We start from the raw sequence: 26678 nt of genomic DNA, 5'->3' as shown, positions 1-26678 counted from the left end.
CTCATAGCGCACACGTTCACTCATACCAGCGCGGCGTATAAACCCACTCGCCGCCTTCGTCCGCGTTGCCGAACCTGCGTGTCGTGGACGACCCCACGATTACCATCGTGCGCATATCCACATCAGACGAACGCAGTTCGCCCAGCGTGATCGTCCTCAGCGTGCTACCAGGCCGACCAATGTCCCGGCCGAGCACTACATGCGTTTGCGCACCCCGATATTCCCGCACGATGTCCAGCGCTTTATCCAGTTGCCAGGGCCGTGCGCGCGAGATCGGGTTGTAGAACGCCATCACCAGGTCCGCTTCGGCCGCGTGCCTAAGGCGCTTTTCGATGATCGCCCAGGGCTTCAGGTTGTCGGACAGCGACAGCATGCAGAAGTCGTGGCCCAACGGCGCACCGGCTTGTGCCGCCGTTGCCATCGCCGCCGATACGCCCGGCACGATCGATAGCTCGACCGCCGCCCAGTCCGTGTTCTGCGAGGCCTCTAACACTTCTAGCACCGCCGCGGCCATCGCGAATACGCCGGGGTCGCCCGAGGACACCATCACCACTGCGCGTCCTTCGCTCGCCAACTCGAAGGCATGTCGCGCGCGCTGCAGTTCCTCTCGGTTGTCCGTGCCATGCACGCGTTGGTCGGCGCGCAACGGGCCGGCCATTTTCACGTAGGTGTCGTAGCCGAGGATATCGGTGGCTTCATTGAGCGCCGTGCGCGCGGCGGGCACCATCAGGTCGGCGCTGCCGGGGCCGAGGCCGATCACGGTCAGGCGGCCACGCACGCGGCCGATCGTGTCCGGATCGATGGCGAGCGGCGCCAACGCAAGCGCCACGCCTGCCGTCGAATCGTTGTGCAGCGTTTCGTAGGGAATGCGCAGCGCGGCATGCAGCAGGTTGCCCGGCGGTTCGCCATCTTCGGGACGCGTCAGCGCGAAGCGCAACGGCACATTCAGGTTCGCCGCGGCCTCGGCCAGCGCCGGATCGCCCATGCACTCAGACGAGGCTAGTAACGCCGCGAGGGACAGCGGCGCGAGACCGTGCGTATCGAGTGCCTCCTGCACGCGGGCCACAATCCCGGCACTGGCACTGGCATCCGCACCCGCACCCGCGTCCGCACCCGCACCCATGACCGCCGCGACCACACTTCGCGGATGAATCACCAACTCATCCTCGCGCCCGTCCCACGCACGCGGCGTCACGCGAATCGCGAGGCGCGCCGAGTCGGAGCGGGGCAGTTGCGCGTCATCGAGCCACGGCGCGTCGCCTTCGATACGCGTGCTTTCGCCAGCCAGCAGATCCGACACGAAGCGTTTGCCTTGCCCGACGTCGGCGAGCGTATAGCCATCAGGCGGATTGAGCACGCAGGTGCCAAAACGCAATTCGCCGCTCGTCGTGATGGCAGGCGGCACGGCCAACATCGCGGCCATCTCGCGCGCCATCACGTTGACGCCGGCGAGACCGCCGAGCAGCGGGACGACCGCGCTGCCGTCTTCGGCAACGGCCAGCACCGGCGGCTCGACGCCCTTGTTCGCCAACAACGGCGCGACGCAGCGAATCACGATACCCGCCGCGCACAACGCGACGATCGGCGTGCCGCGCGCATACAGTTCCCGCAAATGCGCGCCGAGTTCGCTGTAAGCCACGTCCGCCTCGACACGTCCGCGCAAGCCGTGCACCCGGCTATCCGCATACAGCGCCTGAATGCGTCGCGCTGTCGCCAACGCGCCCGCGCCGAGAATCACGATCGCGGGCGCGTTCATCCTTGCCATTTTTCCCCCGGCACCACGAGCAGCGAAAAATACGGCGACGCCATCGGATCCACGTCGGCGAGCGCAACGATGCGTTGATTGCCCATCGTCGCGCGTTCGACGTAGAGCGCGCGGTCCGCGAGGCCGAGTTCGCCCAGCACGCGCCGCACCTTGTCGAAGTTGCGGCCGAGTTTCATCACGACGGCGGCGTCGGCATCGGCCAGACGCCGGCGCAACTCGTCTTCGGGCAGCACGCCCGAGAGCACCGACAAACTCTGATTGCGGTACACGAGCGGCGAACCGAGCACCGCCGCGCCGCCGAGCATCGAGCACACGCCGGGCACGACTTCGCTCTCGTAGCGCGCCGCGAGCCGGTCGTGCAAATACATGTACGAGCCGTAGAAGAACGGATCGCCTTCGCAGATCACGGCGACGTCACGACCCGCGTCGAGATGCGCGGCGACGATTTCGGCGGCGGTGTCGTAGAAATCGGCGATGATCGCTTCGTAGGAAAGCGGCGGTTCGAGCGCTTCCGTGGTGACGGGATAAACCAGCGGCAGATGCTGCTGCGCGTCGTGTAAATGCGCTTCGATAATGCTGAACGCGTTGCCTTTCTTCCCCTTCGCGACGAAGTACGCGACCACCGGCGCCGCCTTCAGCAAACGCAGTGCTTTCAGCGTGATGAGTTCCGGGTCGCCGGGGCCGACGCCAAGTCCGAACAAACGTCCTTGCACGGTCATTTATTCGACCTCCGTTGCCAGCGCGTTCACGGCGGCCGCCGCCATGGCGCTGCCGCCGCGACGGCCGTGCACGATCACATAGGGCACACCGCGACTGTTTTCCGCGAGCATGGCTTTCGATTCGGCCGCGCCGACAAAGCCCACCGGGAAGCCGAGGATCACGGCAGGCCGGGGCGCGCCCGCGTCGAGCATATCGAGCAGATGAAACAGCGCGGTCGGCGCATTGCCGATCACGACGACGCTACCCGCCAGATGCGGCCGCCACAATTCGAGCGCGGCCGCGGAGCGGGTATTGCCGAGTTCGCGTGCGAGCGACGGCACGTCCGAGTGCGTGAGCGTGCAGATGACTTCGTTGTTCGCCGGCAGCCGCGCGCGCGTGATGCCTTGCGCGACCATGCCGGCATCGCACAGGATCGGCGCGCCTTGCGCGAGCGCCGCACGGCCCGCCGTGCCCGCGCCTGCGGAAAACTCCAGATCGTCGATCACATCGACCATGCCGCACGCGTGGATCACACGCACCGCGAGTTTTTCGAGGTCGGCGGGAATGCGCGACAAGTCGGCCTCCGCGCGGATCGTCGCGAAGGATTGGCGGTAGATCTCCTGACCGTCGCGAATGTAATCAAGCATCGGTGTTACTCCGGGCCAGGCGTTCGAACATGTCGGCGGCCTGGTCGATCGTCAGTTGGCGCGCGACGCACTGGCCGAAACCGGGCCGTCCGTCGCGTCGATAAAGGTCGTAGAGGCCGGGCGCCGCCGCTAGCAGCGTATATGGCGCGCAATGCGCGGCGGCGCACGAGCGGGAACAGCCGCTCAGATGCACGTCGACGCCGTCAGGCAGGCGGGCGGCGAGGCGCAGCGCGTCGGCCTTGGTGTCGGCGAGGCTCTTCGCACAGCCGCTCGATCCGGCGCAGGCAATCAGGCGCGTGATGGCTTGCGCGGGATCGGTGGCGAGGCCGAGCGTGGTCAAGCCGGATAGCACAGCGGGAACCGCGTGCGTTGCGATGTCGGGCAGCAGCACGCTTTGCCAGGGGGTGAAACGCAGTGTGCCGTTACCGTGCTGCTGGGACAGCGCGGCGAGGGCGCGCAAGGTGCCGGCGTCGAGGCGTCCGAGCGTTGGCTGGCCGCCTACGTGCGAGGCCCCGGGCCTCCGTTGAGGGTGGACGCCGAGGCGCAGGCTCGCATCGGCGGGCGCGGCTCGACGCCAGTGGGCCAGCGACGCGTCTCGCGTCAGCGGAAAATGGACGTACCGTTGAGCGTGATGCAAGAGCGCGTCGGCGCAATGGCCGGCTAGCAGGTGACGCATGCGCGTGGCGTCGGCGGGGGCGAGCTCGAGGAAGGTGAGCAGCAGCGCGCGCACCAGAGCGGGGACCTGTGAAGGCAGAACCGCGGCCAGTGCAGCCGTGCTGTGCGCACCGGGTTTTGCAGCAAGATCCGGCGAACCGGTATCGTCGTGCTGCGTTGGCGAGCCCGCGCACGCACTCGCGGGCGGACAACCCGCCAGCCCGAATACGAATCGCACGCCGTCAGACTCCTGCGACGCCGCCAGCCAGACATCGTGCGGATGATCCACTCTCGCGAGCCGTTCACCGCCGTCCAGCAGCAGCGCGAATTTCGGCGACAGCGCCGCGAAACGGGTTTCGCTTTGCAGCATCGAAAGCAGATCGGCGCACAGCGGGCGCGTGTCGAACAGGGCTGACGGATCGCGTCCGGCAGCGGGGCTGATCATCACGTTGCGCACGTCGTCGGCGGCGATTGCCGCTGGTGTGTCCGGTGCCTTCGCCGCGCCGCTCGACGGCCTCGGCCCGAGCCCGGCAGCCACGAGCGCCGCAATCAACGCCGCTTCGTCACCCGGCTTGACCCCACGCACCTGCAGATTTGCCCGATTGGTCAGCTCGATTGCCCCGGCAGCGTAGCGTGCGCAGGCATCCGCGATCGCGCGCGCCTGCGCCGCGCTCAACTCGCCGCCAGGCAGTTTGATGCGGCAAAGCCCGCCGTCGCGGGCGGCCACGATGCGCAGCAGCCCCGGACACGCCGAGGGCCGCGGCGTCGCGGCCGCGTCGGAGACAATGGTGGAAGGCGAAGCATGATTCAAGACGGACACCGGTTTAGCGTCGCGCGACGGCCCGAGCATGCCGTGAAGCGGGCATCGCTGCGGCATCGGTACACCCCGCCCGATGTTGGCTGGCACGAACAGTCTCGCCGGCAGGTCTCCTGGCTGGCAGGTCATGGTCCGCCGCTGCCTTCCCGGTCGAACCAGTGGCGTGGAGCGCAGGCGGACTCGCTGCATACAGTTGCGGGGGCAGCCACAGTGGCACTGTGTTCCCTCTTCGGCCCCGAAGGGCACCGGCGGCTGTATTATGCCTTTTTTCGAACAGCACAACGAGGCTGGGCGCTTTGATCGGCGCGGTACAGCGGACTATTTGAAGACACAGAATGAGGATGGGTGCATGCCGGCGTGGCTGACGGTGGTGGGCATAGGCGACGACGGTTTCGCCGGTTTGGGAAGGCCCGCGCGGCGTGCTTTGCTGGAAGCGTCGGTGGTGTACGGCGGCGAACGTCATCTGGCGATGCTGCCCGCGCGGCTCGCCGCGCGCCGTGCCGCGTGGCCGCGTCCGTTCGATCTCGCGCCTTTGCTGGCTGAGCGTGGCGGCGCAGTGTGCGTGCTGGCGAGCGGCGACCCGATGCTGTTCGGTGTGGGCGCGACGCTCGCGCGACAGTTGCCGGCAGGAGAGTTGCGCGTGCTGCCCGCGCCGTCATCGTTGTCGCTGGCCGCTGCGCGCCTCGGCTGGCCGTTGCAGGACGTCGCGACGGTGTCGCTGGTGGGCCGGCCGTTGGCGACGTTGAACGCGCATCTGCACGATGGCGCGCGCGTGTTCGTGCTGAGCGCGGACGGTCGCACGCCCGCCGCGCTCGCGGAGTTGCTCAACGCGCGCGGTTTCGGTGCGACCCGTATGAGCGTGCTGGAACACCTGGGCGGCGAGTTGGAGCGGCGCATCGACGGCCGTGCGGATCAATGGCCGGCGGGCGAGGTGGCCGCGCTGAATCTGATCGCACTCGACTGCCGTGCCACCGAGGGCGCGCCGCGTTTGCCGCTGACCTGCGGTTTGCCCGACGACGCTTTTCGCCACGACGGCCAGTTGACCAAGCGCGATGTGCGCGCGATCACGCTCGCGCGTCTCGCGCCGGCGCCCGGCGAATTGCTGTGGGACGTGGGCGCGGGCAGCGGCTCGATCGGCATTGAATGGATGCGCGCGCATCCGACGTGCCGGGCGATCGCAATTGAAGGGCATGCGGAGCGTCAGCGCTTCATCGAACATAATCGCGATGCGTTGGGCGTGCCAACCCTGCAACTCGTCGCGGGCCGCGCGCCTGCCGCGTTGCAAGGGCTGCCGGCGCCGGATGCGGTGTTCATCGGCGGCGGTGCGACGGTGCCGGGTGTGCTCGAAGCGTGCTGGGTCAGTCTGCGTGAGGGCGGCCGGCTGGTCGCCAACGCGGTCACGTTGCAAGGCGAAGCGGCGCTGGCGGCATGGCGCGAGCGGCACGGCGGCACGTTGACGCGGATCGCGCTCGCGGACGCGCAACCGCTCGGCGGGTTCGATACGTGGCGGCAGGCGCTGCCAATCACGCTGCTGGATGTGACCAAGCCGGCCGGAGGTGCTGTGAGGAACCCCGACTCACCCCAAGAACCCTGATGCGCGAAGAAACGCCCGAACAACCCGCGCCGCTGCGTAGCGGCTACACGACCGGCAGTTGCGCCACCGCGACGTCGCTGGCGGCGGCGCGTCTGCTGCTCGCGGGCGTGGCCAGCGACGTCGCGGAGATCGTATTGCCCAAGGGCCAGCATGTGCCGATGCCGCTGGTGTTCTGCCGCCTGATCGACGATGGCGCCGGCGGCGCCGAAGCCGGCACCATCAAGGACGCCGGCGACGATCCCGACGTGACGCATGGTGCGCTCGTATTCGCGCGCGTGCGCCTCGTCGCCACGCCGGGCGTGACGTTTCGCGCGGGGCCGGGCGTCGGCACGGTGACGCGTGCGGGACTGACGCTGCCGGTTGGCGAACCGGCGATCAACCCCGTGCCGCGCAGAATGATGACCGAGCATCTGGCCGAACTCGCGGCGGAGCATGCCTATAGCGGCGGCTTCGAGGTGACGATCGGCGTGGAAGGCGGCGAAGCGCTCGCGCTGAAAACGATGAACCCGCGTCTCGGCATTCTCGGCGGTCTGTCGATCCTCGGCACCACCGGCATCGTGCGGCCGTTTTCGTGCTCGGCGTATATCGCGTCGATCCATCAGGGCATCGATGTCGCGCGCGCCAACGGCTACACGCATCTCGCCGCCTGCACCGGCAACGCCAGTGAGGACGCGATGCGCGCGCACTACGGTCTGCCGGATATCGCGCTGATCGAAATGGGCGACTTCGTCGGTGCGGTGCTCAAGCATATGAAGCGCGCGCCGGTCGAGCGTCTGAGCGTGTGCGGCGGCTTCGGCAAACTCAGCAAGCTGGCGGCGGGGCATCTCGATCTGCATAGCCGTCATTCGAGCATCGATCTTGAACGGCTCGCGCAGTGGGCGGCCGAACACGGCGCCGACGCCGCGCTTCAGGCGGCGATTCGCGCGGCCAATACGAGCCAGCAGGCGGTTGCATTGGCGCGTGAGCAGCAGGTGCCGCTCGGCGATATCGTCTGCCGGCATGCGCTGGCCGTGGCGCGCGATATCGTGCCGCCGCAGGTCCACGTGGAAATGTTCGCGATCGACCGCCAGGGCAACCTGATCGGAGCCGCGCAATGAAGCGGATTCTGCTGCTCGGCGGCACCGGCGACGCATTGCGGATCGCTCGCGAACTCAACGATCCCGTCCACGTGTACAGTCTCGCCGGCCTTGGCAAGGTGCCGGGCGATCTCTCGTGCTCGGTGCGCGTGGGCGGTTTCGGCGGCAGCGAGGGCCTGGCGCGTTACATCGACAGTGAGGGCATTGGCCTCGTGATCGACGCGACGCATCCGTATGCCGCGCAAATCAGCGCGAATGCGGCACAGGCGAGCCGCGTCGCGCGTGTGCCGTATTGGGCGCTGCGCCGTCCGGCCTGGCAGCCGCAAGCCGGCGACGATTGGCGCATGGTCGGTGACTGGGGCGCGCTCGCGGATGCGCTTGCGCCGTTCAGGAAGCCGTTCTTCTCGCTCGGCCGCGAACCGCTTGCGCATCTCGACGAGATTCCCCCGCAGCAGTTCTGGACCGTGCGTTGCCTCGATTCGCACGAGGACACGGCGCGTGCGCGGATCATCGCGGCGCGCGGCCCATTCACGCTCGAAGGCGAACGCGCGCTGTTCGCCCTGCAAGCCTTCGACGTGGTGGTGAGTAAAAACAGCGGCGGCAACGCGACCGAGGCAAAACTCGAAGTCGCGCGTGAGCGGGGTCTGCCGGTCGTGATGTTGCGCCGGCCCGAGTTGCCGGCGGCGGATCGGGAGTTCGAGCGCATAGCCGACCTGCTCGAAGCGCTGCAAGCGGCGCATTGAGCTTCCGCCTGAATCGCGCATGCCTGCCATGCCGCGCTAACGAATCATGGAGTAATGAATGACGGTGTTTTTTATCGGCGCCGGTCCGGGCGACCCGGAACTGATCACGGTGAAAGGGCAGCGGCTCGTGCGCAGTTGCCCGGTGATCCTGTACGCGGGTTCCCTCGTGCCGGCCGCGGTGCTCGAAGGTCACGCGGCCGCTCAGGTCGTCAACACCGCCGAACTCGATCTCGATCAGATCGTCGCGCTGCTCGCGGCGGCGCACGCCAAAGGCCAGGACGTGGCGCGCGTGCATTCCGGCGATCCATCGCTGTACGGCGCGATCGGCGAACAGATTCGCCGCCTGCGCGAGTTGCATATCCCCTATGAGATCGTGCCGGGCGTGACCGCCACGGCCGCCTGCGCGGCGGCGCTGGGCTGCGAACTCACGCTGCCCGATGTTTCGCAGACGCTGATACTCACGCGCTTCGCGAACAAAACCAGCATGCCGGAAGGCGAACAGCTCGCTGACCTTGCGCGGCACCGCGCGACGATGGCGATTCATCTCGGCGTGCGGCATCTTGCGCGCATCGTCGATGAATTGCGGCCGCATTACGGCGGCGCGTGTCCGGTCGCGGTGATCTATCGCGCGAGCTGGCCGGACGAGGAGAAGATCACCGGCACGCTCGACGATATCGTCGGCAAAGTGCAGTCGAGTTCCATCGAGCGGACCGCGCTGATTCTGGTCGGCCAGGTGCTCGCCGCCGAAGGCTTCGCGGACTCGACGCTGTACGCGAAAGACTGAACCGGCAAACGTGGAAGCGCCCATTCGCGCGGCACGATACCGCGCGCGAATGGGCGTTCGACGCTAGTTCAACGACCGATCACATCACGCAGGCAATTCTTCCGGCTGCTTCGCCGCGAGCTTCGCGCGCAACGCCCTGGCGGCCCGCACCATATTCGCGAGCGCGGCTTCCGTTTCCGGCCAGCCGCGCGTCTTCAACCCGCAATCGGGATTGACCCACAGGCGCTCGGCCGGAATCACTTCGCATGCACGTTCCAGCAGACGTTGCATCGCGTCCGCACCCGGCACGCGCGGCGAGTGGATGTCGTAGACACCCGGGCCGATTTCGTTCGGATACGCGAAGGCGCCGAAGCCGTCGAGCAGTTCCATCGCCGAGCGCGAGGTCTCGATGGTGATCACGTCGGCGTCCATTGCGGCGATCGAGGGCAGAATGTCGTTGAACTCCGAATAGCACATGTGCGTATGAATCTGCGTCTGATCGGCGACGCCCGCCGCCGAAATGCGGAACACACGCGTGGCCCAGTCCAGATAAGCGGCCCAGTCGGCACGACGCAGCGGCAAGCCTTCGCGAAAAGCCGGTTCGTCGATCTGGATGATGCGAATGCCGGCCTTTTCCAGATCCACGACCTCGTCGCGGATCGCGAGCGCGAGTTGCAGCGCGGTGGTCGAGCGTGGCTGGTCGTCGCGCACGAACGACCATTGCAGCATCGTCACAGGGCCGGTCAGCATGCCTTTCATCAGGCGCTGCGTGAGTGATTGCGCGTAGCGCGTGGTCTCGACCGTCATCGGTTCGGGACGGTAGACGTCGCCGTAGATGATCGGCGGCTTTACGCAGCGAGAGCCGTAGCTCTGCACCCAGCCGTTTTCCGTGAACGCATAGCCCCACAACTGTTCGCCGAAATATTCGACCATATCGTTGCGCTCGGCTTCGCCGTGCACCAGCACGTCGAGGCCCAGTTCTTCCTGTTTGCGCACGGCGATCTCGATCTCGGCGCGCATGCGTTGCAGATAGTCGAGCGCGCGCAGTTCGCCGCGTTTGTAGGCGGCACGGGCCTGGCGGATCGTCGGCGTTTGCGGGAACGAGCCGATCGTGGTGGTCGGCAGGAGCGGCAGGCCGAGCGCTTCGCGCTGCACGCGGTTGCGTTCGGCGAACGGGCTTTGCCGTTGCGCCATCGCGCTGCTCACCGCGGCCACGCGTTTTTGCACGAGTGCGTTGACCACCGCGCTGGAGTGGCGGCGTCCTTCGAGCGCGCGGTCTGCGGCGGCGAGCGTGGCTTCGGCCGCGGCGGGATCGCGTAAGGCGAGGGCGAGCGTGGCGACTTCAGCGAGTTTTTCGGTGGCGAAGGCGAGCCACGGTTTTAGATCGGCGTCGAGTTTTTTCTCTGCGTCGAGCGAAACCGGCACATGCAGCAGCGAGCACGATGGCGCGATCCACAAGCGTTCGCCGAATTCCGCATGCAGGCTTTGCAACGATTCGACGATCTCGCCGAGATCCGCGCGCCAGATATTGCGGCCGTCGATCACACCGGCCGACAGCACCGCATGCGCGGGCAATGCCGCACGCCACGCGTCGAGCTGTTGCGGGGCGCGGACCAGGTCCAGATGCACGCCGCCAATAGGCAGCGCGGCCACCCGCGGCGCGTGTTCCGCAGCGCTTTCGAAGTACGTGGCGAGCAGCAGCTTCACGCCCGACGTGCCGAGCACGTCATACGCGGCGGAAAACGCTTCGAGCCATTGTGCGGGCAGATCGACGCACAGCGCCGGCTCGTCGATCTGCACCCACTCGATACCGCGCTGCTTGAGCTTGTCCAGCAGGCGGCTGTAGCGGATCACGAGCTTCGGCAGCAACGACAAACGGTCGAAGCCGGCAACATGGCTCTTGGACAGCCACAGGTAAGTGATCGGCCCGATCAGCACCGGCTTGACCGGCAGATTCAGCGCGAGCGCTTCGTCGATCTCCTCGAGCAGCCATTCGACGCCGCCGTCGAAGCGCGTCTGCGGCCCGAGTTCGGGGACGAGGTAGTGGTAGTTCGTATCGAACCATTTGGTCATTTCCATTGCCGGTTGCGCGGCGTTGCCACGCGCCAGCTCGTAGTACTGGGCGAGCGACAGCGCCTTCGGCTCGAAGCCGAAGCGCTGCGGCAATGCGCCGAGCAACGCGCTCATGGTGAGCATCTGGTCGTAGTAGGCAAAATCGCCGACGGTGACGAAATCGAGTCCGGCGTCCCGCTGCAATTGCCAATGACGGGCGCGCAATTCGCGCGCGACGCCGCGCAGATGCTGGTCGTCGGATTCGCCGCGCCAGAACGATTCCTGCGCGAATTTCAGTTCGCGTTGTGCGCCGATGCGAGGAAAACCGGGAATGTGCGTGCGGGCCATGTGAAGTCCTGTTGTGCGTTGTATGAATTGGCGTCCAGTGTGAAAGTCGCGCTATGATTCATCAAGCGACATGTTTTCACCAATGTATGAGCCAAATTCATATCCACACTGATTCGTTCTACGCGGAGCCATTCCATGCTTGAGCTTCGCCACTTGCGTTCGCTGATCGCCATTGCCGATTCGGGCAAGCTGGTGGCGGCCGCCGAGCGTGTCCATCTGAGCCAGTCCGCGCTGTCTCATCAGATTCGCGATATCGAGGCGCATTACGAGGTGTCGCTGTTCGAGCGCACCAAGCAGGGTCTGCGTTTTACCGCCGCCGGCGAGCGGCTGCTGGCGCTTGGCCGCGAGACCATCGCGGCGGTGAGCGCGGCGGAACGCGATCTTGTGCGCCTGAAGGGCGACACGCGCGGCGAGTTGCGCATCGTGCTGGAATGCCACACCTGCTTCGACTGGCTGATGCCGGTGATGGACGAATTCCGCCGGCGTTGGCCGGAAGTCGAAGTGGATCTCGTCGCCGGTTTTCATGCGGACCCGCTGCGTCTGCTGAGCGACGGCAAAGCCGACGTGGTGATCGGCTCGAAACCGGCCACGCGGCGCAGCCTGCATATCGCGCCGCTGTTCCGCTTCGAGATTCTGGTGGTGATGGCCAACGAGCACCGGCTACGCAACAAGCGTCGCGTGGTGGCGGACGACCTGCGCGACGAAACGCTGATTACCTATCCGGTGCCCGAGGCGCGCATCGACCTGATCCGTGAAGTGCTGGAGCCGGCCGGCATCAAACTCGAACGGCGCACGGCGGAACTGACTATCGCCGTCATGCAACTGGTGGCGAGCCGCCGCGGCATCGCGGCGCTGCCGAACTGGGGCGTGAAGAACTACGTCGACCACGATTATGTGCTGGCCAAACGGGTCGGCGCGCAGGGGCTGTGGAGCGAGTTGTACGCGGTGGCCGCGAAAGGCTTCGCGAACCGGCCTTATTTCGATGATTTCGTCAGAATCGTGCGCGATACCTGTGCGGCGCAACTCGATGGTATCGAGTTGCTGACGGTGGAGGGGCAGGCGGGCTGATGGGTGCCGCCGTGTCCAGCGGAGTGTCATGAGCCCGATCCGAACGCACATGCATGTCAGTCCTCCAGCGGCGAGAACGCCTCGAGCGGCACCTTCTTTTCCGTCCCGATGCTGATGGCGGGCACGAATGCGAGCAGCACGACCACGAAGATCCCGATCACGAAGATCGAGAGAAAGGTCAGGTGCAGCGACTGATGCAGCACCATGCGGATCATCTCGCTGTTGCCGAGACTGGCGGCCTGATTTTGCAGCAGCGCTTTCAACTGATCCGACGTGACCACGGCGACTCCTTTTGCGTGGCTCAATCCGAAGTTGAGCACCGCGCCGAACAGCGTCGCGCCCAACGTACTGCCGAGATTGCGCGAGAACAGATTCGACGCAGTGGCGCTGCCGCGTTCTTCCATTCTGACGATCTCCTGAATCAGCACCAGCGAACTGACGCTCGAGGTACCCATGCCGAAGCCCATGATGAGCGAGGCGAACGCGGCGACGAGCGGCGAGCCGCCGGGCGACAGAAACAGCAGCAATACCGCGCCGAGCGGAATGGACGCGCTGCCGCCGATCAGAATGCGCCGCAAGCCGAGGCGCTGAAACGACTTCGCCGCGAACGTGGCGCCGGCGGGCCAGCCCACCATCATCATCGTCAGTGCGAGGCCGGCGATCACCGGCGAGCGATGCAGCACGCCCTGCACGTACATCGGCAAAAACGTGGTGGCGCCCATCAGGATCATGCCGGACAGCAAGGTTGCGCCGTTGCAGGCGGCAATCGGCCGGCGGCTCCACAGTGCGAAGGAAATCATCGGCTCGGCTGCGCGGCGTTCCTGCCACACGAACAGCAGCACGCACAGCACGAAGACGCCGCCCGCCAGCGCGGCGCGCGACACCATGTCGTCGCCGGCGTAGGTCAGCGCCATCATGAGCGCGGCGATCGCCGCCATGAACAGCGCCGCGCCACCGAAGTCGATCGACGGGCGCGCATGCCGTTCCGATTCGCGCAGGAACGCGATGAAGCCCGCCGCGGAGGCGAGGCCGATCGGCACGTTCATCCAGAAGATCCATGCCCACGACATGTTGTGGATGATGAAGCCGCCCACCATCGGACCCACCACCGCCGAAATGGCCCAGACGCTCGCGAGGTAGCCCTGCACCTTGCCGCGTTCGCGCGCGGGATAGAGGTCGGCGACGATGGTCAGCGTGACCGGCTGGATCGCCCCCGCGCCGACGCCCTGAATCAGGCGGAACGCGATCATGGCCGGCATCGACCACGCGAAGCCGGCCAGCACCGAACCGATCAGAAAGATCGCGATGCCGGTCAGTACGACCGGCTTGCGGCCGTACAGATCGGCGAGTTTGCCGAACACCACGGTCATCGCGGTCTGCGTGAGCAGGAACGACGAGAAGACCCAGCTATACAGATGCAGATCGCCGAGTTGCGCGACGATCTGCGGCATGGCGGTGGAAACGATGGTGGCTTCGATGGCGACCATCGCCATGGACGCCATGACGGCGGCAATGACGAGTGCACGCGACGATTGAGGGTTGCGGGACATGGGCCGGAAGTTAGTATTAGGATGTTAGACACGTCGGGCAGCGTGGCCATGAATCGGCCACACAGGTTGGCACACGCCGCGACGCTTCAGCACGGCCGCACGAGGACGGCAGGTGTCGAGTATGCACCCTGGCGGGAATGTGCGCTTGAGCCTGGCGGCCCGGTAAAACCACGCCGCCTTGGCACAGCGTTTGCACGATTGATGGTTTCTTTCGACACATGGAGGGTCATTATGAGGATCGAATTCACCGGACGCCGCGAAGTGGTGGCAGCGGCGCGCGTCGCCTTCGAAGCCAATGTCGACGGGGCAGACGTCTGGTGCAGCGTGTCGCTGGATGCGCTGAACGACCATTTCGGCAACGACGGTCCGTCGGCCCACAACCTCGTCAATACCTTCGAGGCGAATCGCGCGCGGATTGAAAACGCTACACGGCGCGTGCTGGAGAAAAACGGCGGACAGTCCGTGGAACTCGAAACCGGCGACTTCAACTGAGGCCTTGCCGGCCAGGTGTCTGATTGACGGCGAGTCCGGTGCACAGGCCGGGCTCGCCAGCCAGATTGGCGGTAACCGTCTGGTCTCTGATCATCCATGCCATGGTTCAGCCAGCCGCGCACGGCTGTTGTTACCTTGCAACCCTTTCATTGCGCGCAACCCCAACCTGCGCGCGTCTTGAGCGTTCAAACACCCGTCCGGGCGCGGCGCGTCCCGATTGCTGCATTTAGATGACGGATTCTTAGAGATTTCGTAAAGGTCTGCTCCAGAGCGTGAACGTTCGTTTTGGCCGTTCGCGTTTCTATACTCGCGTCGCTGTTCAACATGACATTCCAGCTACGCAGGAGCATTGACGTGAAAAAGATTTCCGCCGCAGTCGCGGCATTCGTAGGCCTCGCCGCCACCGCCGCGCATGCGCAAAGTTCGGTCACGCTGTATGGCCTCATCGACGCCGGCGTGATGTACACCAATAACGTGAAGAAGGGCGGCTCGCAAGGTGCGCTGGTGCAGGCGACGAGCGGCAATATCAACGGCAGCCGCTTTGGCTTGCGCGGTGCCGAGGATCTCGGCGGCGGCCTGCAGGCGATCTTCGTGCTCGAAAACGGCTACAACGTGCAGAACGGCAAGCTCGGCCAGAACGGCCGCATGTTTGGTCGTCAGGCGTATGTCGGCCTGAGCAACAAGGAGTACGGCGCGGTCACGCTCGGCCGGCAGTACGACTCGCTGGTCGACTTCGTCGCGCCGCTCTCGGGCACGGCGGGCACCTTCGGCGATACCGGTTTCGCTCACCCGTTCGACAACGACAATCTGAACCACTCGGTACGGATGAGCAATGCCGTGAAGTACATGAGCGCCAACTATGCCGGCCTGAAGTTCGGCGGCCTGTACGCGTTTTCGAACAACACCGATTTCGCGATCAATCGTGCCTACAGCGCGGGCGTGAGTTATGCCAACGGCCCGTTCAAGGCTGCCGCGGGCTACTTGCAGATCAATGGTTCGAACTCGACCACCAACACGGGTGGCGCGGTCGATCTCGGCGAGTCCACGGCCAACGGCACGGGCGGCTTCCGGCTCGGCGCCGATGTGCAGCGTACGGCCGGCGCCGCGTTGAGCTACGGCTTCGGCCCGGTGACGGCCGGCTTCGTCTACACGCATAGCCAGTTCCAGAACACGGCGTCGTTCGGCGCGACGCACGGCTCGATGCGCTTCGACAACTACGAAGTGAACGGCAAGTACGCCGTCACCCCGGCGGTGACGCTCGGTGCGGCTTACACCTACACGGACGCGCACGTGGGCGGCACGTCGACCTACGGCTCCGATCCGAAATGGAATCAGGTGAACCTGCAGGCCGTCTATGCGCTGTCGACGCGCACCGACGTGTACGCCGAAGCGATGTACCAGCACGTCAGCGGCACGGGCTACACCGCGTTCATCAATACGGCCGGCGGCGCGTCTTCGACGGGCAACCAGGTCGTGGGCACCGTGGGCCTGCGCGCACGCTTCTGAGCGAGACGATCGTCCGGCCGCGTACCGCGTGATATCGCTCGATATCGCGTGCCGCGCGGCCGGCGATTTCTCCAGATTCAACAACAATCCCTTCGGTGGGCGGCCGTTATTCTACGAGGATACGGCTCCTATATTGAGTTCAGCGCTTGCGCGGAGAGTGATTCGAAGCGCCGCTCATCATCAATTATCGGAGGTAGTTTCATCATGAAGTCCCTGATCAAGGCCGTCGTTATCGTTGCCTCGCTGGCCGCTTCGGCCGCGGTTTTTGCCCAATCGAATTCCGGCCTCACACGCGCACAGGTGCGCGCCGAACTGGTTCAGCTCGAACAGGTCGGCTATCACGTCGGCGACGGCGACGAAGCCCATTACCCCGACGCGATTCAGGCCGCGGAAGCCCGCGTCGCCGCGCGAAGTGGTGGCAACAGCGGTTACGGTGGCAGCGTGGCGGGTGCGTCGCAAAGCGGCCGTCCGGCGGTATCCGCCACCGACTGGAACGCCATGTACAGCCGTTGATGCGACCGGCTCGATCCAGTCGTGCGGTGAGGCGCAACGAGGTTCGATATCACGGGCTGCGTTGCGCTGATGCGTTGTGCGGGTGTGTGACGATGCGCACGAGTCCGCCCGCCGATAGACGCATGAGCGCAACGCTGCGCGCGCCGGGTAGGGTTGGAAAGGACTCTTCCAGCGTGGCGTATATATCCGCTTCGGCGGCGCCGGTAAAGTAGTCATGCACGCACGGTTCCCGGTGTGCGAGCGAGAGAGTTTGCCCCGGCTGGAGACAGCTGGGGCTTTTTTATCTGGCGAGGCGGATGACGGCAGGATGGCGGCGGCACATCGTTGCCGTTCGTGCATGGGTGGTCGACCAGTACCCGGCTGCGGTATAGTCGCGCGAATAGGCCGCCTGCAGTGCTTTCGTCGCTCGTCGAGGGCACTGCAGGCTTATTCTTCGATCTTGGAGAACACCGTGCAGGAAATCATCGAGGGTTTGATCCGCTTTCAACGCGAAGTCTTTCCGCAGCAGAGCGCCTTGTTCAAACGTTTGTCGGCGGCGCAAAGTCCCAGCGTGCTTTTCGTGACGTGCTCGGACAGCCGCGTCGTACCGGAACTGCTCACGCAGACAGAGCCCGGATCGCTTTTCGTGATCCGCAATGCGGGCAACATCGTGCCGTCTTATGGTCCGGAGCCGGGCGGCGTTTCGGCCACCGTCGAGTATGCGGTGGCCGTGCTGGGCGTTCGCGATATCGTGATTTGCGGCCACTCCAATTGCGGCGCGATGACGGCGATCTCCACCTGCACGAATCTGGACCATCTGCCGGCCGTGGCAAGCTGGCTGCGTCACGCGGATGCGGCCAAAGCCATCAACGCATCGCGCACCTATCATTCGGATGCGGAGTGCCTGGAGGCGTTGGTCAAAGACAACGTGATCGCACAGCTCGCGAACATTCGTACGCATCCTTCGGTGGCCGTCGGACTCGCGAACAAAAAGCTGAATCTGCACGGCTGGATCTTCGATATCAAAAGCGGTGTGATGCTCGCGCTCGACGGGCGCACCGGCGAGTTTTTGCCGCTGGTGGACAACCCGGACATCTACGCCGTGTAACTTGAAGTTTGAACCTGTGAGGCGCACGATGAGACGTTGCCCGTGCGCCACCAGGCTTTCACGATTCAGACCCATTCGGATGGTGCCGCTGTATTGCGCGTGACATAGGAGGCGAGCCATGTGCGAGCGTCATCTGTCTTCTCCTGCGCGGCGGAACTTGCTGCTGGCCGGTGCGTCGTCGATCACGTTGGCAGGCTTGTCGCGACGCGATGCGAGGGCGGCGCAGCCGGCCGTCGGCAATGCACCGAATTCGATTCCACCTGCGCAAGCGCTCGACCGGCTCATGCAGGGCAACGCCCGCTACGCCGCGAATACCTCTTCAAACAAGGACTATTCCGCTGGCCGCGCGGCACGTGTCTCGGCGCAATATCCGATTGCCGCTATCGTCGGATGCGCGGACTCGCGTGTCGCGCCGGAGCTGGCTTTCGATCAGGGCCCGGGAGATCTGTTCGTGGTGCGCGTAGCGGGCAACTTCGTCAACGACGATATTCTCGCGAGCCTCGAGTACGGCGTCGAATTCCTCGGCGTGCCGCTCATCATGGTGCTTGGACACACGCAGTGTGGCGCGGTGGGCGCCACGGTCAAGGTGCTTCAGGAGGGCGCCCGACTGCCCGGCCACCTTCCGGAACTGGTCCGCGCAATCAGGCCGGCCGTGCGGATCGCGCAGGCGGAGCACGGCGCCGATCTCGTTGCGCAAACCACGATCGAGAACGTGAGGTTGAACACCAACCGGCTGACTGTGTCCAAACCGCTCATCGGGCCGTATGTGAAGAGCGGGAGGGTCAAGGTGGTCGGCGGTATTTACGATCTGGCAACAGGCAGGATCGCGCTGGTCTGACGCGCCGCGGTCCGCATCTTGCTATCTCTGCTCCTTGTGCCCGTCGATTAGCCTTCGTCTGGCAAGCCAATTCCGGCGCCAAATACACTAAAGCCCGACACGAAGGCCCGGCAGGACTGCCGGGCGGCCTTGTCATGTTTTGCCTCTACTTCCAGGGAGTGCCATGTCCACTGATTCCGCGCGTATCGATAGTTACCTGTTCGAACCCGTCAAGCTGGGACCGCTGCAATTGCCCAATCGCATCGTGATGGCGCCGCTCACGCGCAGCCGCGCAAAAGAGGGCGATGTGCCGAGCGAACTCGCCATCGAGTACTACGCGCAACGCGCGTCGGCGGGGCTGATCATTGCGGAGGCGACGCAGATTTCGCCGCAAGGCAAAGGCTATGTGTTCACGCCCGGCATCTATAACGACGCCCAGGTGCAGGCATGGAAGCGCATTACCGACGCGGTGCATGAGAAAGGCGGGCATATCTTCCTGCAACTGTGGCACGTAGGCCGCATTTCGCATCCGTCCTTGCAGCCGGGCAACGCGTTGCCGGTAGCGCCCTCGGCGATCAAGCCGGAAGGCCAGGCTTATACCGACGAAGGCTTCGTGCCGCTCGTCACCCCTCGTGCGCTCGAAACGTCGGAAATAGCGGGCATCGTCGAGCAATATCGGGTCGCTGCGCAAAACGCGAAGGCCGCCGGTTTCGACGGCGTGGAGATTCACGCGGCAAACGGCTACCTGCTCGACCAGTTCCTGCGCGACAAGACCAACCGGCGTACCGACCAATACGGCGGCTCAATCGCAAATCGAGCGCGTTTCCTGCTCGAAGTGGCCGATGCGGTGACGGGCGTGTGGGGCGGCGAGCAGGTGGGCGTGCGGATTTCACCGCTTAGCAGTTTCGGCGATATTGCCGACAGCAATCCCGAGCCGCTTTTCAAACATGTCGTGCAGCAGCTCAATGCGCGCAAGCTGGTGTATCTGCACGTGATCGAGGGCGACACAGGCGGCTCGCGCGAAGTGCCCGGCGGCTTCGATCTGCAGGTTCTGCGCGAGGCGTTCGACGGCCTCTTCATGGCCAACAACGGCTACGACATGGAGCTCGCGCAACGAACGCTCAAGGCGAAGCGGGCGGACCTGATCGCCTTCGGGCGGCCGTTCATCTCCAATCCCGACCTGGTGGCCCGTCTCAAGAGCGGCGCACCGTTGAACGAGCCCGATCAAGGCACGCTGTATGGCGGCGGCGCCGAAGGGTATATCGACTACCCGACAATCGAGCAGGAGGCGCAACGCTGAGTGGATGAGCCGCGCTCGCCCTGCGCTCGCCCCTCGCCGGTTAGCCGGCGAAGCAGCGAAATGCGAGGCTGATGCGCGGGCCGGTCACGTCCGCGAGCTTGGGAATGCCATGCTCATGCGTGAATTGCGACGCATAGCTCATGACGAGGCAACTGCCGGGCTCCAGTTCGATATGTACGATCCGGCCGGAACCTGCCTTCGGGCGGATCGTCATGCGGCGGCTCGCGCCTAGCGAGACGATGGCGATCGGCTGGGCGGCCACGAGCTTGTCTGTCTTGTCGCTATGAAGCGCGACGCTGTCGCTGCCGTCGCGATAGAGGTTGAGTCCGACGCGATTGAACGGCGCACCCACGAGCGCGCGAACGGCCTCGAAGGCTTCGCCCAGCGGCGCGGGCAGATCACCGGCTTCGCGCGCGAAGGTGGCGAGCAGGCGGGGTACGGCGACCTCGCGGTCGTACATCATGCGCTGCTGGCTGAGCCAGCCGATGTTCTCCAGTGCCTCGTGGAACCACTGCTGCGCCGTGGCGATGGGAATCGACTCGGGCAAATAGCGAATTCCGCCTTCCTCGTCATGAACGAGGGAGACAGGCTCGGGCGCGAACAGGGCTTGCTGGGACACCATGGTTCCGGGATTGACGGGCAACCACCGCACGATCAGGAAGAGACGGGCGGTCAGGGCAAGTCATTATACTGTGTTTTTATACAGTATTTTGGTCTGCCTCGGCCGCCCGGCTAAAACATGGCGGACTGCACCCGTTTTGCTGTCTTCAGCGCGCCAACCGGACACGCCGCTGCGCTGCACCGGCCGACCGGCGGTGTTTCATCCGCTGCCGGCCGGCTGACTCAGGGCCTCTTTCAGTTCGACGTCACGAGCGAATCGGACGGCACGATCCGCAGTGCGCCAGGATTGCTCGCGGCCGGATTCGACCACAGCAGATGCATGCTCGCCGCTCCCGTGCCGTGCACGTACTCGACCTTGATCGACGCGCGCTGCTTCGCGGCGAGCCAGGTCTTGCCGCTCACGGTCGATTGCGTCGCGGTCTTCTTGTCGATGATCTTCACGCCGTTGATCCACAGGCGCGCCACGTTGTCGCTGTCGATCGAGAATGTGTAGAGCCCGTCCTGCGCCGCCTGGATTGCCCCGGTCCAACGCACCCCGTAGTTCGTGGCGTTGATGCCCGCGGAAGCGTCAGGCGAATCGGTGCCGCGCTCGGTATTCAGGTCGAAGTCGATCAATGGCGTGATCGAGGTTTTGACAGGCGCGCTCGCGAAGGTCGGGTCGTTGTAGTAGCCGACCTGCAGCACCGGCAGCTTCACGTTGAAACCACCTGTCAACGCCTGAGTCTCCGAGGTCTGCCACGGATGGCCGTCCGGATAGATCGTTCCCTGGAAGGGCGTCGCCGGTTCGACCGTGGCGGGCGCGCCCGGCACCTGGCCCCAGTGGAAGCGCGTGTTGGTGCGGCCGATCATCAACTCCCACACGATAAAGCCCGTGCTGCCGCCGTAGTTCGAGACGATGCCGGGCATGGTTTGACCGGTGGTGCCAGCAAAGCCCCGTTGCAGCGTTTCGGAATTCAAGGCGCTGACATTGCTGCCGTTCACCGGACCCGTGTACGGGTTGCCGTACGGATGGAACGCGTAGAAGTCGGAGAAGTACGTGCCTTCGTCCTCCTGGACCTGTGGTGCGTTGATCGGCTGAGTAGCGCCTGCGTTCAGGATGGCGATGCGCGCGTCGTTCATCAGCACCGCGCGCGTTTCCTGCAATGCACCATTGCCGCTGCAACCCGGCTCGTTCATCGTTTCCCAGAAGATGATGCGTGGGTCATTGCGATGCGGCGCGACGAAGTCGGTGATGTAGCTCGCCAGACTCGCCTTGTACGTGATGGCGGAGTTGGCCGCCGTCGGCTGGAAATACGCCTGTTCCACCGGCGTGCCGGGCGACTGAACCCATTGGCTGTTGTGCACGCCCCAGACCGGCGCCGGTTGCGGGCCGTATTGCGGCGTGGGGTTCCAGCAGTCGTCGTAGAAGATCGGCGAGACCTTGATGCCATGGCGCGCGGCGATTTTCAGCAGGTTCTCGAACTTGCTCAGGAACGCCACACGATCGTTCGCCCACACGAGATAGTGCAGGTAGACCGCAATCGTGTTCATGCCGTAGGTCTGCGCATACGTCAATTCGCGGTTGACGATCTCCGGATCGTAGTTCTGCCAGAAGTCGATTGCGTTCACCGCATTGGACGGCGTGTAGACCGCGCCGACCACCTTGGAGAAGTCGTAGCTCGGCGACTTCACGCTCGGGTACGTGCGGATCGTCATGTTGCTGAACGTCGCGCCGACGCCGAAACGTCGCAGCCCGAAGCTGCCCGACTGGAACACGGCGGGCAGGGCGTTGGTGGCGTCGTTCACGCTGATCACGCGCTGCTGGTCGAGGTCGACGGTGATGGCCGTGCCGCTCGTCGTGACCTTCAGATGGTGCGTGCTGCCGCCCACGATCGTACTGAGCGGATACGCGATGAAGTTGGTCCAGTTGTTGTTCTGACGGCCAACCACCAACGAATGTGTGCCCGTGTCGAGGCCGATGTAGTAGCCGGTCAGGCTGTCGGGACCGCCGGCTGTCGGATTCGTGGTGCGCACGATAAAGCCCGCGTTCGCGGCGCCGCTGCCGACCGGCGCGCTGACCGTCACGTCCGCTTCGTAAGACGCGGTGGCATAGGTGCTGGCGAGCGCCACTGTTTTGTCGCCCGCGCCAGTGCCGTTGGTGGGCGGCGCGGGGATGGTGATGGTGGAGTTGTTGGCGCCGGGGCCCCAGCCTTGCGTCGATCCCGGTGCGAGGTAGTTCGTGAAGTCGCCGAACGAGAGCGTGGTGGTCGAAACCGGCGCGGGCGGCGCCGGCGGCGTGTAGGGCGGAAGGTTGAGCGTGGGGTCGGCGATCACGAGCGGCGGGGTCGTTGTCTTCATGCCGACCGGAATGGCCTTCGCGGCCCTGAATTCGCTTTCTACGTTGGCCGTGTCGGCCAGCGCCGCGGCCGAGGCCGCGGAAGCGCCTGACGCGGCTGAGGACGCTGTGGCCGCTGTGGCATCGATCGCCGTTGCCTGCTTGTCCGCCGAGGCCGTCGCGTTCGGCGGACCGTCGTTGCCACCGCAAGCGCCCAGCATGGCGAGCGCCGCAAGCACAAGGTAATTGCGCACCTGTATCTCCTGATGTCCCCGCTTAATTGATGGTCATAATTATTATTAAATCTCAATAGGGTCAACAGCAGAGAAGTTGTTGGCCTCGTTTTCGCCTACCTCTGCAGAAATCGCTATGAATAATATTATTAATGACGCCGACCTGTATCAGTACTTCCCCCGGATTGTTCGGCGGCGAAGATCGCGCTAAGCGAAGTCGGGAAGGGGGCTGGATATGCGGATCGGGTCGCTGTCGTCTTCGTGGTCGATCCTTGACGAGGACGCAGTCATGATCCGTTTTCCATCGACGCTGGCGGCGCAGTCGGCACGCTCGCCGTACAACTACGCGGGCACCGGACGGGCGGCCCTGTTTGGCTATATGGAGTAGGGCGAGACGATCGGCACCAGGTCGATGTTCGGCATCGCGCTGATTGTCGGCAGTTCGATTGCCGGCGCGACACGCGGCACGCCGGGAGAGAGAGGAGTCGCGCATATAGCAGGTCTCACACTAGCCCGCCGCAAACGCTACGATTCTGTATCGTTTCGCAGTTCCAATAATCATCCTAAGAAAGCAGCGCAACCAGTCCTTTTAGGCCAACAGAATAGGCGCCATCGGACAATTCGACGTCCGAAGCATATAAATAGAAAATGGACGCATCCAGTTCGCGCGCGCTTTCGTAGGTGCCTTATTCGGCCGGACCTTGCGGCCGCGAATTCGCGGTCGTCGCGGCGGCACTGCGTGCACGATCGCCGCTACCCTCTGATGATTTCGGGCGCATTTGCAAAACTCGCAACCGCGCACGCTCCACGACTGGAAGGGGGCATCCCATGCATAGCGAACCCAGGAAGATCGTTCTTACAGGACTCGTCGTCAGCGCCGTTGCAATCGCGGCATATGTCTCGCATGCGGCCAAACCGTGGCTGTCGGCGGACGAATTCGACACGGCGCGCAATGAAGCGCCAGTTCATCAAACGCGCGGCGACACCATCAGTGGCGCCGTGATATCCGGACCCGCTGCCGCTCGCAGCGATGCAACGAGCGCGACGGGCACCACCGCCACGAGCCTGCAGGCGGCGCGCGACAGTCTGCAACGCAACGATCTTGCCGGCGCGCAAGCGCAACTGGACGCGGCTCGTTCCGCCCATCAGGACGATGCTCAGGTGCGCGCACTGCAAAGAGAAGTGCAGGCGCGTGCAGATAATGCGCAGCACGCATTGACGGTAGACCGTGTCGAGAAGACGCTGCAACCTGCTTCGAAGGCGGCACGAACGTCGTCGTCATCGATAAGACACGGCCGGTCGCGCGATATCCGAGTTGCCTCCCGCGAAGCAACCCATTACGCGTCGAATCATGTCAGGAGTCAGGCGGCGCTGGACAAACTGGTGGCAGGCCTCGACAGCCGTAGCGCGCCGAACGCGAGGGCGGTGGTCACCGGTGGACCGCCTGCGGTCGGCCAACCGTCGACTCCAGCTGCAGCGCTGAATGCGCCGCCGAGCTTGATCAGCGCGCCCGTTGCCGCGCCGGCACTATCTATCCAACCCGCGCCGCAAGCGCCGCTGGAGGTACCCACAGCACCAGCGCGCCCGCAAGCCGAACTGACGGCGCAAACCACGGTGCTGTCAACGCCGGTGGTCCAGTCCACGTCTGCGGGCAACGCGGTGCTGAAAACGGACGGCGGCCCGAAAACGCGTGCACAGGTGCGCGCGGAGATCGAGCGTGCCCGTGAGAACGGCAGCCTTCCCGCGTTCGGCAATCCCGATCCCGCGGGTCCAGGTGGCGCGCCGAGCATCACCGGCGCGCCACGTCCGTAAGGCCAGGGAGACGGACGATTGGCCATGCGCTGAACCGCTGACTATCGGCCATATATTGAAGGGCTAACTCAACGAAGCCGCGAGCCGCGCGAAGATGGGCTCGTCGGTGCGGTCGAAGGCGAGCGGCGTGACCGACACGCGCCCTGACGCCACCGCAGCCGTTTCGCTGTCGGGGTCGTTCGCGCGTGCGCCCCGTTGAAAGCGCAACCAGTGATAGGCCATGCCGCGTGGATCGACTTGCGGCAACACGTCGATATCTTCGACGAGCCCGACGCCCTGGCGGGTCGGCGTGAGTGGGCCGGCGTGGGCCGCGTCGACATCGGGGAAGTTGATGTTCAGGCAGGTGGGCGCGGCATGCTCGATAGCGAGCAACTGGCGGATCACGCCGGGCGCGAGCGCGCGAGCCGTGTCCCAGCGCACGTTGTCGCGGTTGCTGAAGGTCTGGCTCAGTGCGAACGACGGCAACCCCAGCAGCAGCCCCGTCATGGCGGCGCCGACAGTGCCCGAGAACATCGTTTCCACGCCAAGATTGCCGCCGCGATTGATGCCGGAAAGAATCAGCGTGGGCGGCGCGTCGCGCATCAGGTGGCGGACGCCCATCACGACGCAATCGCCGGGCGTGCCCACCACGCCGAAACGCCGCTCGCCCTGGCGGCTCACCCGCAGCGGTGAATGCAGGCTGATCGAATGCGACGTGCCGCTCTGATCGTGCTCGGGCGCGACCACCCAGACTTCGTGCGCGAGCTCGGCAGCGACCGCTTCGAGTACGGCGAGGCCGGGCGCGTCGATACCGTCGTCGTTCGTCAACAGCACGCGCGGCACTTTGGATTCATAGGCAGACATCGCAGCAAACTCCGTTCGGTCGGTGAGGGAAGCCGTCATTATCCAGCCAACGGCAGGTGCATGCGAGGAGGCGGCCGGCGAGCCTTGCAGCCAGTCGGCGGTTTCAGCATCATTTAACCGGCCAGGCAGCATTCAGTCGCTCAGCGACTCACCCAATCACCCACCGCGCCGCGAGCGGCATCAACACCGGCACCACGAACGCGGTGAACACGCCATTGAGCCCCATGCCCAGGCCGGCGAACGCGCCCATTTCCTCGCTCACCTGAAAAGCGCGCGCCGTGCCGATGCCATGCGACGCGATACCCAGCGCGAAACCACGCACCTCGGGTTCCGCGATACGCAGGGCGTTGAGAATGGCGCGCGCGAACGCGGCGCCGAATACGCCGGTCGAAATGACGAGCACGGCCGTCAACGAGGGAATGCCGCCGATCTCGGAAGCGACCGCCATCGCGATCGGCGTGGTCGCCGATTTCGGCGCAAGCGACGCGATCGTTTGATGCGACGCACCGAACAGCGCGGCCACGCCGACCGCCGAAACGATGGCCGTCAATGACCCGGCGACGAGCCCGCCGATCAGCGGCAATGCGGAGCGGCGCAGTTTCGGCCACTGCCGGTAGAGTGGCAGCGCGAGCGCCACCGTCGCGGGACCGAGCAGGAAGTGGACGAATTGCGCGCCTTCAAAGTAGGTCGCGTAGGGCGTGCGCGTCACTTCGAGCAGCGCGACCAGCAGCGCCACCGCGATCAGCACGGGATTGGCAAGCGGATTGAAGCGCGCCTTCGCATAGATGGCCTGGGCGATGAGGTAGGCGATCAGCGTGATCGTCAGCCCGAGCAAGGGAGTCGCGGCGAGATAGACCCAGATGGCGCCGAGCTTCGGAATGGCGGTCATTACACGGCCTCCGTAACGGATGGATCGCGGCGCTGGCGGCGCATCAGCGCGCGCGTGACGAGTGCAGCCACGGCAATGGCGAGAGACGTGCTAACGGCAATGGAGACGATCACCGCGACGGCGTCGCCACGAATCCGGCTCGCGGACACCATGATGCCGACACCCGCCGGAACGAACAGTAAGGACAGATGGCGCAGTAATTCGAGCGCGGTCGGCTCGATCGCATCGGCGGATTGCGGGCGCAGCATGAGGAAGCCGAATAACAGCAGCATGCCGATCACGGGCCCGGGCACCGGTATGTGGAACACATACGAAACACCTTCGCCGAGGCACTGGAAGGTGAGCAGAACAGCGAGCGCTCCAAGCATGGCAGTCTCCAGGACGCAAAACAGAAAATGCGCCATTGTGTACCATGCAGTTTGCCCTGTGCTCGCTCGATGACTCAATGCCGTGACTCAGCCGGCTAACTCAGCCT

At 65.1% G+C, this 26678-nt stretch carries 24 protein-coding genes and 1 riboswitch; of the genes, 12 read left to right on the top strand and 12 right to left on the bottom strand.

The features are described 5' to 3' along the window. Positions 1-16 precede the first annotated feature (16 nt). The 4 genes from cobJ to cobG are packed head-to-tail and all read right to left on the bottom strand — an operon-like array spanning position 17 to position 4615. Entirely contained in the window at positions 17-1756 is a 1740-nt protein-coding gene (gene cobJ / locus P0D70_RS32050; protein ID WP_408187432.1) for a precorrin-3B C(17)-methyltransferase, read from the bottom strand. Continuing rightward, positions 1753-2484, bottom strand: coding sequence for a precorrin-2 C(20)-methyltransferase (locus tag P0D70_RS32045; RefSeq protein ID WP_091808162.1), 732 nt, complete (start codon positions 2482-2484; stop codon positions 1753-1755). Before P0D70_RS32045 ends, cobJ begins: the two co-directional genes overlap by 4 nt. Beyond that, the gene (locus P0D70_RS32040) at positions 2485-3111 is read right to left on the bottom strand and encodes a precorrin-8X methylmutase (RefSeq protein WP_408187430.1); all 627 of its coding nucleotides are present in this window, start codon (positions 3109-3111) and stop codon (positions 2485-2487) included. Continuing rightward, positions 3104-4615, bottom strand: a complete 1512-nt coding sequence (gene cobG / locus P0D70_RS32035) for a precorrin-3B synthase (RefSeq protein WP_408187431.1) — start codon at positions 4613-4615, stop codon at positions 3104-3106. Before cobG ends, P0D70_RS32040 begins: the two co-directional genes overlap by 8 nt. A 53-nt stretch (positions 4616-4668) precedes the next feature. After that, positions 4669-4847, bottom strand: a riboswitch (cobalamin riboswitch). Between the two features lie 84 nt (positions 4848-4931). On the opposite strand from cobG, the gene cbiE reads away from it, so the two are divergent. From cbiE to cobM, 4 genes are read left to right on the top strand one after another with little or no spacing between them, the layout of a single operon-like run. Then, positions 4932-6176 (top strand): precorrin-6y C5,15-methyltransferase (decarboxylating) subunit CbiE, encoded by a 1245-nt coding sequence (gene cbiE / locus P0D70_RS32030; RefSeq protein WP_408187429.1) that lies wholly within the window; start codon positions 4932-4934, stop codon positions 6174-6176. Beyond that, positions 6176-7273, top strand: coding sequence for a cobalt-precorrin-5B (C(1))-methyltransferase (locus P0D70_RS32025; protein WP_408187428.1), 1098 nt, complete (start codon positions 6176-6178; stop codon positions 7271-7273). The genes cbiE and P0D70_RS32025 overlap by 1 nt, the downstream gene beginning before the upstream one ends. Next, on the top strand, positions 7270-7995 hold the full coding sequence (locus P0D70_RS32020; protein WP_408187427.1) for a cobalt-precorrin-6A reductase: 726 nt from the start codon (positions 7270-7272) through the stop codon (positions 7993-7995). Before P0D70_RS32025 ends, P0D70_RS32020 begins: the two co-directional genes overlap by 4 nt. 58 nt (positions 7996-8053) lie before the next feature. After that, on the top strand, positions 8054-8779 hold the full coding sequence (gene cobM / locus P0D70_RS32015; protein WP_408187426.1) for a precorrin-4 C(11)-methyltransferase: 726 nt from the start codon (positions 8054-8056) through the stop codon (positions 8777-8779). 84 nt (positions 8780-8863) lie between these two features. Here the strand turns inward: cobM and metE are convergent, their stop codons facing one another. Continuing rightward, a complete protein-coding gene (metE, locus tag P0D70_RS32010) occupies positions 8864-11158 on the bottom strand; it encodes a 5-methyltetrahydropteroyltriglutamate--homocysteine S-methyltransferase (RefSeq protein WP_408187425.1) in 2295 nt (764 codons plus the stop codon). A gap of 135 nt (positions 11159-11293) precedes the next feature. Between metE and P0D70_RS32005 the strand changes: the two genes are divergently transcribed. Next, positions 11294-12226, top strand: a complete 933-nt coding sequence (locus P0D70_RS32005; protein ID WP_408187424.1) for a LysR family transcriptional regulator — start codon at positions 11294-11296, stop codon at positions 12224-12226. 56 nt (positions 12227-12282) lie between these two features. Here P0D70_RS32005 and P0D70_RS32000 read toward each other — a convergent pair whose 3' ends face one another. Then, positions 12283-13776 carry an MDR family MFS transporter gene (locus P0D70_RS32000; protein WP_408187423.1) on the bottom strand — a complete coding sequence of 498 codons (1494 nt, stop codon included), beginning with the start codon at positions 13774-13776 and terminating at the stop codon, positions 12283-12285. 231 nt (positions 13777-14007) lie between these two features. Here P0D70_RS32000 and P0D70_RS31995 point away from each other — a divergent pair, with 231 nt between their 5' ends. The 3 genes from P0D70_RS31995 to P0D70_RS31985 all read left to right on the top strand — a co-directional run bounded on the left by P0D70_RS31995 (position 14008) and on the right by P0D70_RS31985 (position 16287). Next, positions 14008-14268, top strand: coding sequence for a DUF1488 family protein (locus P0D70_RS31995; protein ID WP_091808185.1), 261 nt, complete (start codon positions 14008-14010; stop codon positions 14266-14268). 354 nt (positions 14269-14622) lie between these two features. After that, complete coding sequence (locus P0D70_RS31990) at positions 14623-15774, top strand: porin (RefSeq protein ID WP_091808187.1); 1152 nt, start codon at positions 14623-14625, stop codon at positions 15772-15774. A 204-nt stretch (positions 15775-15978) separates the two neighbouring features. Further along, complete coding sequence (locus tag P0D70_RS31985) at positions 15979-16287, top strand: DUF4148 domain-containing protein (protein WP_408187422.1); 309 nt, start codon at positions 15979-15981, stop codon at positions 16285-16287. A 49-nt stretch (positions 16288-16336) separates the two neighbouring features. Here the strand turns inward: P0D70_RS31985 and P0D70_RS31980 are convergent, their stop codons facing one another. Continuing rightward, positions 16337-16507, bottom strand: coding sequence for a hypothetical protein (locus P0D70_RS31980; RefSeq protein WP_177205168.1), 171 nt, complete (start codon positions 16505-16507; stop codon positions 16337-16339). Positions 16508-16738: 231 nt separating this feature from the next. Between P0D70_RS31980 and P0D70_RS31975 the strand changes: the two genes are divergently transcribed. From P0D70_RS31975 to P0D70_RS31965, 3 genes are all read left to right on the top strand, one after another. Beyond that, the gene (locus tag P0D70_RS31975) at positions 16739-17374 is read left to right on the top strand and encodes a carbonic anhydrase (protein ID WP_091808191.1); all 636 of its coding nucleotides are present in this window, start codon (positions 16739-16741) and stop codon (positions 17372-17374) included. 118 nt (positions 17375-17492) lie between these two features. Then, a complete protein-coding gene (locus tag P0D70_RS31970; protein WP_408187421.1) occupies positions 17493-18212 on the top strand; it encodes a carbonic anhydrase in 720 nt (239 codons plus the stop codon). A 163-nt stretch (positions 18213-18375) separates the two neighbouring features. Continuing rightward, on the top strand, positions 18376-19491 hold the full coding sequence (locus tag P0D70_RS31965) for an alkene reductase (RefSeq protein WP_408187420.1): 1116 nt from the start codon (positions 18376-18378) through the stop codon (positions 19489-19491). A gap of 40 nt (positions 19492-19531) precedes the next feature. Here P0D70_RS31965 and P0D70_RS31960 read toward each other — a convergent pair whose 3' ends face one another. Both P0D70_RS31960 and P0D70_RS31955 read right to left on the bottom strand, forming a co-directional pair. Beyond that, positions 19532-20113, bottom strand: coding sequence for an alpha-ketoglutarate-dependent dioxygenase AlkB family protein (locus tag P0D70_RS31960; protein WP_408187419.1), 582 nt, complete (start codon positions 20111-20113; stop codon positions 19532-19534). A 233-nt stretch (positions 20114-20346) separates the two neighbouring features. Next, positions 20347-22680, bottom strand: a complete 2334-nt coding sequence (locus P0D70_RS31955) for a PA14 domain-containing protein (RefSeq protein ID WP_408187418.1) — start codon at positions 22678-22680, stop codon at positions 20347-20349. A gap of 807 nt (positions 22681-23487) precedes the next feature. Here P0D70_RS31955 and P0D70_RS31950 point away from each other — a divergent pair. Further along, entirely contained in the window at positions 23488-24471 is a 984-nt protein-coding gene (locus P0D70_RS31950) for a DUF4148 domain-containing protein (protein ID WP_408187417.1), read from the top strand. Between the two features lie 63 nt (positions 24472-24534). Here the strand turns inward: P0D70_RS31950 and surE are convergent, their stop codons facing one another. From surE to P0D70_RS31935, 3 genes are all read right to left on the bottom strand, one after another. Next, positions 24535-25314 carry a 5'/3'-nucleotidase SurE gene (gene surE / locus P0D70_RS31945; RefSeq protein ID WP_408187416.1) on the bottom strand — a complete coding sequence of 260 codons (780 nt, stop codon included), beginning with the start codon at positions 25312-25314 and terminating at the stop codon, positions 24535-24537. A gap of 148 nt (positions 25315-25462) precedes the next feature. After that, on the bottom strand, positions 25463-26203 hold the full coding sequence (locus P0D70_RS31940; RefSeq protein ID WP_408187415.1) for an LrgB family protein: 741 nt from the start codon (positions 26201-26203) through the stop codon (positions 25463-25465). Next, positions 26203-26571, bottom strand: coding sequence for a CidA/LrgA family protein (locus tag P0D70_RS31935; protein WP_408187414.1), 369 nt, complete (start codon positions 26569-26571; stop codon positions 26203-26205). The genes P0D70_RS31940 and P0D70_RS31935 overlap by 1 nt, the downstream gene beginning before the upstream one ends. Between the last annotated feature and the right edge of the window lie 107 nt (positions 26572-26678).

Origin of the sequence: Paraburkholderia sp. RL17-381-BIF-C (genome assembly GCF_046026435.1) — a bacterium.
In the GTDB taxonomy this organism is placed as follows: domain Bacteria; phylum Pseudomonadota; class Gammaproteobacteria; order Burkholderiales; family Burkholderiaceae; genus Paraburkholderia.
Note: the sequence above shows the minus strand (reverse complement) of the source record. Positions and strands in the feature narration are given on the sequence as shown.